The following is a 12,820-nucleotide window of genomic DNA, read 5'->3' on the forward strand; positions in this document are numbered from 1 at the left end:
GAGATGGAGGCGTTGTGAGCAGACTTCTGGAAAGCTATGCCCAGGGCACGTGGTATTCCGCAACCGATGAGGGAGCACCGCTGCTGAGCGCCGTCGACGGCAGCGAGATCGCCCGGGTGTCGTCCAGCGGTCTGGATGTCGCAGGCATGGTGGACTACGCCCGCACCGTCGGAGGGCCCGCGCTCGCGGCACTGACGTTCCACGAACGCGCTGCGCTGCTCAAGCAGTTGGGCCTGACACTGCTGGCCGGCAAGGAGGAGTTCTACCAACTCTCCCGGCACACCGGAGCCACCACCCGCGATTCCGGCGTCGACATCGACGGCGGTTTCGGAACCGTGCTGAGCTACGCGAGCAAGGCCCGACGCGAACTCCCCAACGAGACGGTCTATCTCGACGGTGCGATCGAGCAACTCGGTAAGAAGGGCACCTTCCTCGGTCAGCACATCTACACCTCGCGGCGAGGTGTCGCCGTGCAGATCAATGCGTTCAACTTCCCCGTCTGGGGCTTCCTCGAGAAGCTGGCCCCCGCGTTCATCGCCGGTGTGCCGTCGATCGTCAAGCCCGCCAGCCAAACTGCATATCTCACCGAGCTGGTGTTCCGACGGATCATCGAGTCGGGACTCCTGCCCGAGGGATCGGTACAACTGCTGTGTGGCAGTGCCCGCGGAGTCCTCGACCACCTCGGCGGCCAGGACTCGGTGGCCTTCACCGGATCTGCCGATACCGCTGCGACCCTGCGCTCACACCCCAACGTCGTCGGCGAGGGACTGCACTTCACGGCCGAGGCGGATTCTCTCAATGCGTCCATTTTGGGTTCGGATGTGGCACAGAGCGATCCAGAGCTCGATCTCTTCGTCAAGGGTGTCTTCACGGAGATGACGTCGAAGGCCGGTCAGAAGTGCACGGCGATCCGGCGTGTGCTGGTTCCGCAGGACTCGGTCGAGCCCGTCATCGAGGCGCTGAAGGCGAAGCTGGAGAAGGTTGTCGTCGGTGATCCGGCCGACGAGGGCGTCACCATGGGTGCGCTCGCCAGCATCGATCAGCGCGACGAGGTGCTCAAATCCATTCGTGGACTGACCAAGTCGGCGACGGTCGTCTTCGGTGATCCGGACTCCGTGGATTCGCGGCCCGGCGCGTTCATGGCACCGGTGCTGCTGAAGGCCGGCGACAAGACCGCATCCGAACCGCACGAGATCGAGGCGTTCGGTCCCGTCTCGACCGTCATCGGTTACGAGAATGCTGCAGACCTGCTCGATCTCGTAGCCCGAGGAAAGGGCTCCCTGGTTGCATCTCTGGTGACCAAGGATTCGGCCATCGCGCGCGAGATCGTGCTGGGCAGCGCTCCGTATCACGGTCGCATCCTGGTCCTGAACTCCGAGGACGCCAAGGAATCGACCGGCCACGGCTCGCCGTTGCCGGTACTGGTGCACGGCGGACCCGGACGGGCCGGCGGCGGTGAAGAACTCGGCGGTATCCGCGGCGTGCTGCACCACATGCAGCGCACCGCAATTCAGGGAACACCGGACGTTCTGACTGCGGTGGGCAACAAGTGGGTGGCCGGTTCTGCGCGCATCACCGGCGATGTGCATCCGTTCCGCAAGAATCTGGGCGAGCTGAAGCTCGGTGACACCATCGTCGGTGGACCACGACAGGTCACGCGTGCGGACATCGATCATTTCGCCGAGTTCACCGGCGATACCTTCTATGCGCACACCGATCCCGAAGCGGCAGCGGCCAATCCGCTGTTCGGCGGCATCGTGGCGCACGGCTACCTGGTGGTCTCGCTTGCCGCAGGGCTGTTCGTCGACCCCGCACCGGGCCCCGTCCTGGCGAACTTCGGCGTCGACAGTCTGCGTTTCCTGACGCCCGTCAAGGCCGAGGATTCGTTGACGGTCACGTTGACGGCCAAGCTCATCACCCCGCGTCAGAGCGCCGACTACGGCGAGGTGCGATGGGACGCAGTGGTCGTCAACCAGGACGGCGATCCCGTAGCGACGTACGACGTGCTCACTCTCGTCGCGAAGCCCGAGGCTGCATCATGAGCGTACGAGTGGCCGTCTGTTACGGAATGCCCGAGGATCCTGCCGCATTCGATCGTCACTACGCCGAGGTGCACGTGCCCCTCGCGCGTGCAGTCCCCGGACTGGTCGACTTCACCTGGGGCACGCTCGACTCGCTCGACGATTCACCACCGCCGTACTACGCGATCGCCAGCCTGTACTTCGCGGACGAGGCATCGCTGAAGACCGGACTGGCCTCGCCCGAGATGAAGGCCGCAGGCAAGGATCTTCGCAACTTCGCGACCGGAGGTGTCACGATGTTCACCCAGAACGAGCAGTCGGTGTTGCAGCCGTGACAGATTCGATGATCGCGCGAGAGATGTTCGAGGTCGACGCCGCGTCCCGCAAGCTCGGCATCGAATTGATCGAGTTGTCACCTGGCCACGCGCGGATGTCGATGGTCGTGACCGAGGACATGGTCAACGGCTATGCCATCACCCACGGCGGCTACGTGTTCCTGTTGGCGGACACCACGTTCGCGATGGCCTGCAATTCGCAAGAGGACTCGGCCGTCGCGGCCCGCTGTGACATCCGCTATCTCCGTCCGACGAAGACCGGCGACGTCCTGGTCGCCGACGCCGTCGAACGGGCGAGGTTCGGCCGCAACGGTCTGTACGACGTGTCGGTGACGTGCCGAGGTGAGCTGATCGCCGAATTCCGAGGTGACAGTCGCACCATAGCGCGCTAAGGGTGCAGCACATGAAAGTACTGTGAATCGGTGACCACTGCAGACCTCTCGGCGCTGGCAGACGCAACTGCCACGGCAGTGGGCGGTGCAGTGTCGGTGATGGATCCGCAGGGCTACGTCGTTGCGTATTCATCCGTTCCAGGGCAGCCGATCGACGACGTGCGGCGCGACGGGATTCTGGGCAAGCAGGTCCCGGCCCGCTACATGGTGCACCACATCGATCCGCTCTTTCGGGGAAGTTCGACGGTCCATGTGGTCGACGTTCCTGGCGCGCTACCGCGACTGGCGGTGGCCGTCTCGGTGGACGGTGAGTACCTCGGCTCGATCTGGTGCATCGTCTCCACTGCTCCGTCCGGCCCACCCGACCGCGGCGCGGTCACCGCATTGACTCGCGCAGCCGCTGCCGCGGTGCCACTGCTCCTCGCTCGACGTCGTCCGGCCGAGCCCGGCAACCCCAGGGCACGTGCGTTGTTGACCGATCCCGCCGTCGTCACCTCGCCCGGTAGCCGCTTCGCGGTAGTGGCAGCGAAGGTGGACTCGGCGCAACCGGAGACCCTGCTCGTGCAGCTCGGGGGTCTGTTGGAACTCACGTTCGGCGGTGATGCGGATTCCGGGTTCGTCGTCGACGATCACGTCGTGTTCTTCGTCGTGGCGAGGGACGACGACGGTGGTGTCGCCGAGGAGGCCGAGGATGTCCGACGGCGCGCGGAGGTGGCATTCGGTGTGCCGGTGACATTCGCCGTCGGCGGGCCGCATGCTCGGCCTGCGGTGGCGCGTAGCCACGCGCACTGGGTGCTGGATGCGATCGAGAAGGGTTCGCACACCACGACATTCGAGGAGAGCAGGATACCCGTCACCCTGAACAGGGCGACCGACGCGCTCTCGGACGTGTCGCTCGCGATTCCTGCCGTCGAACGGATGCTCTCCTACGACGCTGCCGAAGGTACCGACTACGGCGCAACGGTACTGGCGCTACTCGCACACGAATCCAATGTCGCCGCAGCGTCGGCATCGCTGTATCTGCACGCCAACACCTTTCGCTACCGGCTGCGGCGGACGAAAGAACTCTTCGATCTCGATCTCGATGATCCCGATACTCGATTGCTCGTGTGGATGTCGCTCCGGCTCAGGGCCGGGCGGTGAGGACCTTCCCGGGGTTGAGCAGGTAGTGCGGGTCCAGTAATTCCTTGATGCCGCGCTGCAGTTCCGCTGCAACCGAATCGAGTTCGGTCTCGAGTAGATCGCGTTTGAGCAGGCCGACGCCGTGCTCACCGGTGATGGTCCCGCCGAGCGAGAGAGCGAATGCTGCGATCTCGTCGAACGCGCTGTGTGCCTTGGCCAACGATGACGGGTCGACGGGGTCGACGATGACCGTCGGATGGATGTTCCCATCACCGGCGTGGCCGACGACGCCGATGACGAGGCCGATGCGGTCGGCGACTCTTCCGACCTCGTCGATCATTGCGGCCAGATGCGAAATAGGAACGGACACATCGTCGACCAACGGTGAACCGAGACGCTCGAGCGCCGGGTACGCCAGCCGACGTGCTTGAACCAGTTGCTCCGACTCGACCTCGTCCTCGGCGACGGCTACGTCCACCGCGCCGGATGCGGTGCACAGCGCGGCTATAGCCTCGAGCTCCTGCACTGCACCGTCGCCGATGTCGGACTGCGCGATCAGCACTGCGGCGGCATCGGTTCCGAAATCCATCCGCGCGTATGCGTCGATTGCGGCAATGGTGGTGCGGTCCAACAGCTCGAACAGGCTCGGGGTGATGCCCGCTGCACGAATCCGCGACACTGCCTCTCCTGCAGCGACAGTGGACGGGAAGGTCGCAGCCATCGTGAGTGGTGTAGCGCTGGGGAAGTCGAGGCCGACGGTGGCCTCGGTGATGATGCCGAGGGTTCCTTCCGATCCGACGAACAGATCCGCCAGAGAGAGCCCGGCCACGCCCTTGACGGTGCGTCGACCGACGAACGTGGCGCGGCCGTCGGCGAGTACGACGCGTAGCCCACGGACGAATCGCGCTGTGACGCCGTATTTCACGCAGCACAGGCCGCCGGCATTGGTGGCGATGTTGCCGCCGATCGTCGACGCCTCCCAGCTGGATGGATCAGGAAGGTACGTCAGTCCCTGCTGCAAGGCAGCATCTTTCAACTCTTTGTTGGTGACACCGGGTTGCACGACGGCCGTGCGGTTGACGACGTCCAACTCGACGATCTTGTTCATGCGTCGGGTATTGAGGGCAATGGCTCCGACGCTGGCGTTCGCGGCTCCCGCCAGGCCGGTCAATGCTCCCTGCGGCACAACGGGAATACGGTGTGCCGACGCGATTTCCATGACGGCCTGCACGTCCGATTCCGTGGTCGGCAGTACCGCCACCAGCGGCAGGGTGGATTCGCACAGAGCTGCGGCGTCGTGCCGGTAACTGGCGAGAATGTCGGGGTCGGTCACCACGGCGTCGACACCGAGGGCGCGCGTCAGTTCGTCGATGACCGGAGAGTGCTGAGCGAGAGTCGACGTGGGTGCAGCCATGAGTTCGAGTATGACGGGCGTCACTGCCCGCGTCTGCGTCGTTTCGGACGAACCGACAGGCCCCGATCGGTAGTTTCCGACGAAGTGCGTCCATCGCCTTGTTATGTACGCGAGCACCTTGACAAACTACGGTGGCGCCGGTCACAGTAATTACCGACCGAATGGACGGTGAGTTTTATCCGGTTCTGCGCTTGCGCATAGTTGCCGTCCTTCACCCATCGCAACCCCGCCCCACACCCCTCCGAACTGCCGCTCGATGCCCGAGCGCCGGAGCCCGAACGAAACGAGATCGTCGATGACAACACAGGTCGAGACGCCCACCGGGGTGTCGCGTGAGCATCGCCGCGCCGCGATGGCCAGCATGGTCGGAACCACCGTCGAGTGGTACGACTTCTTCATCTACGCGCAGGCCGCGTCGCTGATCTTCGCTCAGCTGTTCTTCGCGCCCATGGGCTCGTCCGGACAGCTGGTCGCCTACGTCACCATCGGTATCAGCTTCGTCTTCCGTCCTCTCGGGGCCATCGTCGCCGGCTACTTCGGCGACAAGATCGGCCGCAAGAAGGTCCTGATCGCGACCCTCACCCTGATGGGTGCGGCCACCGTCGGAATGGGTCTGCTGCCGACCTACGCGACAATCGGCATCTGGGCTCCGATCATCCTGATCGTGCTGCGCATCCTGCAGGGATTCTCCACCGGCGGTGAGTGGGGCGGCGCTGCGCTGATGGCCGTCGAGCACGCACCGAAGGGCAAGCGCGGAATCTACGGTGCCGCAACCCAGATGGGTGTTCCGCTCGGCATGCTCATCGCGGTCGGCACACTGGCGCTGTGCACCGGTCTGCTCAGTGAAGAGCAGTTCGAGGCCTGGGGCTGGCGCATCCCGTTCCTCATCAGCTTCGTGCTCATTCTCGTCGGTTTCTACATCCGACGCCGGGTCGAGGAGACTCCGGTATTCAAGGAGCTCTCGGAACGCAAGGAGCGCAACCACACTCCTGTTCGTGCACTGTGGCGTACCAACAAGAAGCAGGTCATGCTGGCCGCGCTGTCGTTCATCGGCACCAACGGCAACGGCTACATCATCGTCGGCGGATTCATCGTCGCGTACTCGACCCGTGAACACGGACTCGCTCGCGTGGATGTGTTGGTGGCGAGCTTGTTCGCAGCCATCGTCTGGGGCGTATTCACTCTGCTCGGCGCGCATCTGTCCGATCGCTACGCCCGCACCACCATCATGAACCTCGGAAACGCGGCAATGGTGCTGTGCGCCATCCCGTTCTTCCTGCTCGTCGACACCGGTGAACTGCACTGGATCTACCTGGCCCTCGGACTGTTTGCCGTCGGACTCGGACTCTCGTACGGTCCGCAGCCGGCCCTGTACGCCGAGATGTTCCCGGCCGCAGTCCGATTCAGTGGTGCGTCCATCGGCTACGCGATCGGCACGGTGCTCGGTGGAGCCTTCGTTCCGACGATCTCCGAGGCATTGTTCAAGGGAACGGGCACCTCGATGTCGATCTCGATCTACCTGATGATCCTGGCGGCGATCTCCTTCGTGGCAACCTCGCGAATCAAGAACCGCAAAGACGAGGATCTGAACGTCTGACACACGTACGACGAAAGCCCCGAAACCACTGCGGTTTCGGGGCTTTCGTCATCTGTTCTTCAGACCACTGCTGCAGTGCTGGTCAGGGGCCATCCAGGCTTGGTTCTTCCGCCTCCATCAGTTCGACGTCCTCGGGCGACAGAATTTCGTTGGGGTCGTAATTCTTGGTCAGTTGACTATCTTCAGCCGAGTTCGGATCTGTGCCGAGGACAATCTGCAAGCCCAGTGCCAACGGTTCGGTCATCTCGGAAGGTCCGATGGTCTCGGCGAAAGCCGCGCCGACCGCGTCTGCGGCAAGAATCTCACCGAGGACCGACGAGGACAGGTCGATATCGTGCCCGGCGACGTCGGATGACGTCGTGCACGACTGAAAGTAGATGGGGACTATCGATTGTGCCGTCTCCCACTGGCTCTCCAGACCGACATCAACGGCGGCTGCCCGCAGCTGCGCTCGTATTGCCGCTGCGTCCGATACCCGCATCGGTGGTGCGTTCCGAACCGCCTCGACGTACTGTTCGTACCCGTCGCCGGCGAATTCTTCGACCACCTCGATGACGGATGACCAATTCGGTCCGAGCATCCGATTCAGACTCTGTTCGGTGACCTCGAACGTCGAGATGCGTTGCGCGTCTGCGGAGTAGTACTCCGCGGTGTCGCGAATGGGGTCCAAGCCCGTATCCGGGCTGGGTGCCGCTATCCAGAGTGCTTCGGCGACGGACGCGTCACCGGGGACAGTACTTGCACGGTCTGCGGCCTGACTGGACGTCAGCTGCCCATCGACTGCAAGGTCAGGCCCGGGTGCGATACCGTTGACCATCAGAAGCTCTCCCGCCGTCCGGGAGAGCTGCGTCAGCCGAGTAGCCGGGGCGACGTTCTCGTCCGCGGGACTTTCAGGTGCGCAGGTGTTCCCGCGGAGAAACGGATCGGCGACGGCTTCTGCTGGGGGTTGTTCATCTGCACTGTCGTCAGTTCCGCAAGCACCCCCTGCTGCGAAAACCAAAGCCCCACAAGCGAGCGCAACGAGCCTGGAGCGACGAAAGACCATGAGCGAAGCATATGGCCAACAAGGGCCTAGTGCGTCGTGTTCCGGCCAAGGGGACGAAATACAATGCAGTAGAGAAGTATCGCTCGATCAAGAGTCAGCTATGCGCGTGCAACGGCCTCCCCGAAAGCGCCATCATTGCCTCACCGAGTGCCTCGTTTTGCGTGGGGTGAGCGTGGACGAAGCTGCCGACCTCGGACGGCAGTGCCTCCCATGCCACCGCGAGTTGCGCCTCGCCGATCAGTTCGCCCACTCGATCGCCGACGAGGTGGACACCCACGACAGAGCCGCCGTTGCGCGCGCGAATCACTTTGACTCCGCCGGCAGTGGAAAGTATACGGCTCTTGCCGTTGCCGCCGAGGTCGTAGACCACCGACGTCACCGAGCCGTACTTCTCCTCCGCAGCCTTCTCGGTGAGACCGACCGACGCAACCTCGGGATGCGAATAGGTCACGCGCGGAACGAGATCACCGTCGATACGTACCGGTGCGAGGCCGGCAATGTGCTCGGCGACGAACATGCCGTGTTGAAATCCTCGGTGAGCCAACTGATAGCCCGCCACGATGTCGCCGACGGCATAGACGCCGTCTGTGGTGGTGAGCAGATTGTCGTCGACAGTGACGAAGCCGCGTTCGGTGGCGATGCCCTGGTCGTCCAGACCGAGACCGTCGGTACGGGGCCCGCGGCCGACGGACACCAGGACGACATCGGCAGAGAGGGTGTCGCCGGACGACAGGGCCACCGAGACGTCGTCGGAAGATTCGGTGACGGTCTCCACCTTGGTTCCGGTGCGAATGTCGATGCCGCGCTTGCGCAGCGCCTTGGTCAACTGCTTCGAGGACCACTCGTCTTCACCGGGCACGATGCGATCGAGGGCCTCGACGACGGTGACCTTGGCGCCGAAAGAGGCCCAGATGCTGGCGAATTCGATGCCGATGACTCCGCCGCCCAGTACGACGACAGACTCGGGGATACGGTTGAGCGCCAATGCGTCGTCGCTGGTGAGAACTCGAGGTCCAAGCTCGATGCCCGGGATGGTGCGCGAATACGATCCGGTTGCGAGGACCAGCGAAGACCCGGTGATGCGTCGACCCTCCACCTCGACGGTACGAGGACCGACCACCTGGCCGCGACCGGACACGATTTCGATGCCCGGCCGCTTCAATAGCCCTTGCAGTCCGGAGTACAGGCCGGCGACCACGCTGCGCTGATAGTCCAGTGCCGCTGGCATATCTACGCCCGCAAACGATGCGGTGACGCCGACATGTGACGAACCGCGGACCGCGTCGGCCACCTCGGCGGTGTGCAGCAGAGCCTTGGTGGGGATACATCCGCGGTGCAGGCACGTGCCGCCGAGCTTGTCCTCCTCGATCAGCGCGACCGACAGGCCGAGCTGTTCGGCCCGCAGGGCGCAGGAGTACCCGCCGGATCCACCGCCGAGGATGAGAACATCGACGTCGCTCATCGGACGGATCCCAATGCCGCGACGGGGTTCTCGACGAAATCGGCCACGGTACGCAAGAACCCGCCGGCCACTCCGCCGTCGCACACGCGGTGATCGAATGCCAACGACAGCTGCGCCACCTTGCGGACGGCGAGTGCGCCGTCGACCACCCACGGGCGGTCGATGATGCGTCCGATCCCCAGAATCGCGGCCTCGGGGTGGTTGATAATCGCGGCCGAGCCGTCGACACCGAATACTCCGTAGTTGTTGAGCGTGAACGTTCCGCCGCTCAAGCGAGCTGCAGGGAGAGAACCGGTACGTGCCAGTTCGGTCAGCTCGGCCAACCGCTCGGAGAGCTCCTTCAGATCGGCCTTATCGGACTGTGGCACAACAGGAACCATCAATCCGCGATCGGTCTGTGCGGCGATGCCGAGTCCGACGTTCTCGTAGCGCAGGATTTCACCCGCAGCGGTATCGACCGTGCTGTTGAGCTCAGGGAACTTGGCCAGCGCGATCATCGTCAGCTTAGCCAGCACCGCCAGCAGCGTGACCTTGACTCCGTCGATGGAGGCGTCGAGGTCGCGTCTGGCCTGCAGCAGTGCCGTCGCGTCGACGTCGACCCAGACGGTGGCTTCGGGAATCTCCGAGCGACTACGAGAGAGTTTGTCGGCGATGGTCTTACGAATACCGGTGATCGGAATTCGCGTGACGCCCTCGGTGCTGGGAGTGCTCGAGGACAGTGCCCGTTCCACATCCGCGCGGGTGATGACTCCATGACTGCCGGCGGTATCGATCCTCGTCAGATCAAGCCCACCCTGCAGCGCCATGCTCCGGACGATGGGGGAGAGCACCTTCGGTGCAGTGGTGCGGTTGAGTGCCCCCTGGGTCGAGTTTCCGCTCACATGCGGCGCAGCCGCTCTCCGACGACGACCGGTCGGGCCGTGGCCGGTGCCGTAGCCGATCAGCACATTGCCCGAGCCAGCCTTTTCCTCTTCGCGGTAACGCTCATGGGCCGCGGACACATCGGCGACGGCACCACCGGTGATGCTGATCAGGGGAGCGCCGACGGCCAGCGAGGTGCCCTCGGCCGCATGCAGTTCGCCGACAACACCCTCGAACGGGCAGGGCACCTCGACGGACGCTTTCGCGGTCTCTACTTCGACGACGACCTGATCGATGGTGACCGTATCGCCGGGCTTGACCTTCCACTCGACAATCTCGGCCTCGGTCAGTCCTTCGCCGAGATCGGGGAGCAGGAATACCTGCATGCTCATACCGTGACCGCCTTGCTGAGGTCGGGAGCATCGTTCCACTGCAGTCGGTCCATGGCATCGAGAACGCGGTCGGCGGACGGCAGGTGGAAGTGCTCGAGTTTCGGTGCAGGGTAGGGAATGTCGAGTCCCGTCACTCGAAGTATCGGAGCGTGCAGGTGATGGAAGCAACGCTCGGATACGCGCGATGCGATCTCCGCCGCGACACCGGAGAAGCCCTGTGCTTCCTGAATCACGATGCACCGTCCGGTTTTACGCACCGAGGCCGCGACGGTCTCGTCGTCGAACGGATTGAGCGATCGCAGATCGATGACCTCGACGCTTCGGCCGTCCTCCGCCGCAAACTCCGCGGCCTGCATGGCCACGGACACGGTGGGTCCGTAGGCGAGAAGCGTGACGTCGGTACCGGCACGGCGCACGACGGCCGTGCCGATCGGCTCGGTCTTGGTCAGCTCGATGTCGTCCTTGGAGAAGTACAGCCGCTTCGGCTCGAGGAAGATCACCGGGTCCGGGTCCGCGATGGCGTCGCGCATCAGTGAGTACGCGTCGGCGACGGTGGACGGGGAGACCACCTTCAGGCCCGGGGTGTGGGCGTAGTAGGCCTCGGACGAGTCGCAGTGATGCTCGACGCCGCCGATACCACCGGCGAACGGAATCCGAATGACCATCGGCGCAGTGAGCGATCCACGAGTTCTGTTGCGCAGCTTGGCAACATGCGACACGATCTGCTCGAAAGCCGGGTAGGCGAAGGCGTCGAACTGCATCTCGACGACGGGCTTGTAGCCCGACATGGCCATTCCGATCGCGAATCCCACGATGCCCGACTCGGCAAGTGGGGTGTCGAAGCAGCGATCGTCACCGAAGTCTCGGGTCAGTCCGTCGGTGACGCGAAAGACGCCGCCGAGCGTGCCGACATCCTCGCCGAAGACGACGACCTTCTCGTCCTCGGTCAACGCGTCGCGCAGGGCAGCGTTGAGTGCTCCGGCCATGGTCATCGTGGTCATGACAGTTCTCCTGCAGCGATTTCGGCGGCGACCTGATTGCGTTGTTCGGTCAGGCCGGGGGTGGGGGAGGAGTAGACGAACCGGAACAGATCCTCGGGGTCGACGTCCTGCTCGACGTTCATGCCGGCACGCAAGGCTGCAGCATCGGCGTCGGCCGATACCGTCATCTGCTCGCGCAGCTCGTCGGTGAGAAGCCCCTGGGTTTCGAGGTAGGAATCGAGGCGCGAGAGTGGATCTCGGGCCAACCATCCCTCGACCTCGTCTGCCTTGCGGTAACGAGTGGCGTCGTCGGCGTTCGTGTGGGCATCCATGCGGTAGGTATGCGCCTCGACGACCACCGGTCCCTTGCCTGCTCGGACGTACTTCACGGCCTCGTCCATCACGGCCATCATCGCGATCGGGTCGTTGCCGTCCACCTGCTCGCTACCGATGCCGTAGCCGACTCCCTTGTGCGACAACGACGGAGCTGCAGTCTGACGCGCGAGCGGAACGCTGATGGCGAAGCCGTTGTTCTGCACCAGGAAGATCACCGGGGCGCGGAACACCGCAGCGAAGTTGAGGGCTTCGTGGAAGTCACCCTCACTGGTGGCTCCGTCGCCGCAGAACGCGAGGGCGATGGTGTCGCGACCCTGCTTGGCCTCGGCGTAGGCGGAACCGGTTGCATGGAGCAATTGTGTTGCCAGAGGGGTGCATTGGGGAGCGACCTTGTAGGCGGTCGGGTCGTAGCCGCAGTGCCAGTAGCCGGCGAGCATGCCGAGCAACTCCACCTGGTCGACGCCTCGCGCCGCGAGAGCCATCGAGTCACGGTACGTCGGGAACATCCAGTCCTGCTCACCCAGGCACAAGGCGGCGGCGATCTGGCAGGCTTCCTGTCCGCGCGAGGACGGATAGACCGCGAGCCGGCCCTGCTTGGTCAATGCCGTTGCCTGCTGGTCGAATCGGCGACCGTGGACCATCGAGCGGTACATCTCGAGCAGGCGCTCGTTGGACGGGTGTGCGTAGCGGGCGGCACTGTCCACGCCCGTCCCATCGGGTGCGAGATATTGCACGGGACGGTCGGCAGGCATGAACTGTTGGTAGGACGTTGCCGGAACCTTCTCGACGGTCGTCATGTCGCACTCTCCTGAAATCGGCTTGTACGGCGATTCTGGCCGATTCGGTGAGGAAGAAGTCCTATG

At 64.1% G+C, this 12,820-nt stretch carries 11 protein-coding genes; 5 read left to right on the forward strand and 6 right to left on the reverse strand.

Going from position 1 to position 12,820, the window contains the following annotated elements; translation table 11 throughout:
* The first annotated feature begins 14 nt into the window (after positions 1-14).
* The 4 genes from paaZ to CH271_RS14865 are packed head-to-tail and all read left to right on the forward strand — an operon-like array spanning position 15 to position 3,891.
* Positions 15-2,042 carry a phenylacetic acid degradation bifunctional protein PaaZ gene (gene paaZ, locus CH271_RS14850; protein ID WP_094634091.1) on the forward strand — a complete coding sequence of 676 codons (2,028 nt, stop codon included), beginning with the start codon at positions 15-17 and terminating at the stop codon, positions 2,040-2,042.
* Entirely contained in the window at positions 2,039-2,356 is a 318-nt protein-coding gene (locus CH271_RS14855; protein WP_094634092.1) for an EthD family reductase, read from the forward strand. Before paaZ ends, CH271_RS14855 begins: the two co-directional genes overlap by 4 nt.
* Positions 2,357-2,379: 23 nt before the next feature.
* Positions 2,380-2,748 carry a hydroxyphenylacetyl-CoA thioesterase PaaI gene (gene paaI, locus CH271_RS14860; RefSeq protein WP_179274719.1) on the forward strand — a complete coding sequence of 123 codons (369 nt, stop codon included), beginning with the start codon at positions 2,380-2,382 and terminating at the stop codon, positions 2,746-2,748.
* A gap of 30 nt (positions 2,749-2,778) precedes the next feature.
* Positions 2,779-3,891, forward strand: a complete 1,113-nt coding sequence (locus tag CH271_RS14865) for a helix-turn-helix domain-containing protein (protein WP_094634093.1) — start codon at positions 2,779-2,781, stop codon at positions 3,889-3,891.
* Here CH271_RS14865 and CH271_RS14870 read toward each other — a convergent pair.
* Entirely contained in the window at positions 3,875-5,284 is a 1,410-nt protein-coding gene (locus tag CH271_RS14870) for an FAD-binding oxidoreductase (RefSeq protein ID WP_094634120.1), read from the reverse strand. The two genes, CH271_RS14865 and CH271_RS14870, sit on opposite strands and share 17 nt — an antisense overlap.
* Positions 5,285-5,579: 295 nt before the next feature.
* Here CH271_RS14870 and CH271_RS14875 point away from each other — a divergent pair, with 295 nt between their 5' ends.
* A complete protein-coding gene (locus CH271_RS14875) occupies positions 5,580-6,881 on the forward strand; it encodes an MFS transporter (RefSeq protein ID WP_094634094.1) in 1,302 nt (433 codons plus the stop codon).
* 82 nt (positions 6,882-6,963) lie between these two features.
* Here the strand turns inward: CH271_RS14875 and CH271_RS14880 are convergent, their stop codons facing one another.
* From CH271_RS14880 to pdhA, 5 genes are all read right to left on the reverse strand, one after another.
* Entirely contained in the window at positions 6,964-7,698 is a 735-nt protein-coding gene (locus tag CH271_RS14880; RefSeq protein ID WP_094634095.1) for a hypothetical protein, read from the reverse strand.
* Positions 7,699-8,020: 322 nt separating this feature from the next.
* Entirely contained in the window at positions 8,021-9,388 is a 1,368-nt protein-coding gene (lpdA, locus tag CH271_RS14885; RefSeq protein WP_094634096.1) for a dihydrolipoyl dehydrogenase, read from the reverse strand.
* A complete protein-coding gene (locus CH271_RS14890) occupies positions 9,385-10,641 on the reverse strand; it encodes a dihydrolipoamide acetyltransferase family protein (protein WP_094634097.1) in 1,257 nt (418 codons plus the stop codon). Before CH271_RS14890 ends, lpdA begins: the two co-directional genes overlap by 4 nt.
* Positions 10,638-11,642 carry an alpha-ketoacid dehydrogenase subunit beta gene (locus CH271_RS14895; RefSeq protein ID WP_094634098.1) on the reverse strand — a complete coding sequence of 335 codons (1,005 nt, stop codon included), beginning with the start codon at positions 11,640-11,642 and terminating at the stop codon, positions 10,638-10,640. Before CH271_RS14895 ends, CH271_RS14890 begins: the two co-directional genes overlap by 4 nt.
* The gene (gene pdhA, locus CH271_RS14900; protein WP_094634099.1) at positions 11,639-12,754 is read right to left on the reverse strand and encodes a pyruvate dehydrogenase (acetyl-transferring) E1 component subunit alpha; all 1,116 of its coding nucleotides are present in this window, start codon (positions 12,752-12,754) and stop codon (positions 11,639-11,641) included. The genes CH271_RS14895 and pdhA overlap by 4 nt, the downstream gene beginning before the upstream one ends.
* Positions 12,755-12,820 lie beyond the last annotated feature (66 nt).

Source organism: Rhodococcus sp. 05-340-2 (genome assembly GCF_002258915.1).
Taxonomy (GTDB): domain Bacteria; phylum Actinomycetota; class Actinomycetes; order Mycobacteriales; family Mycobacteriaceae; genus Rhodococcoides.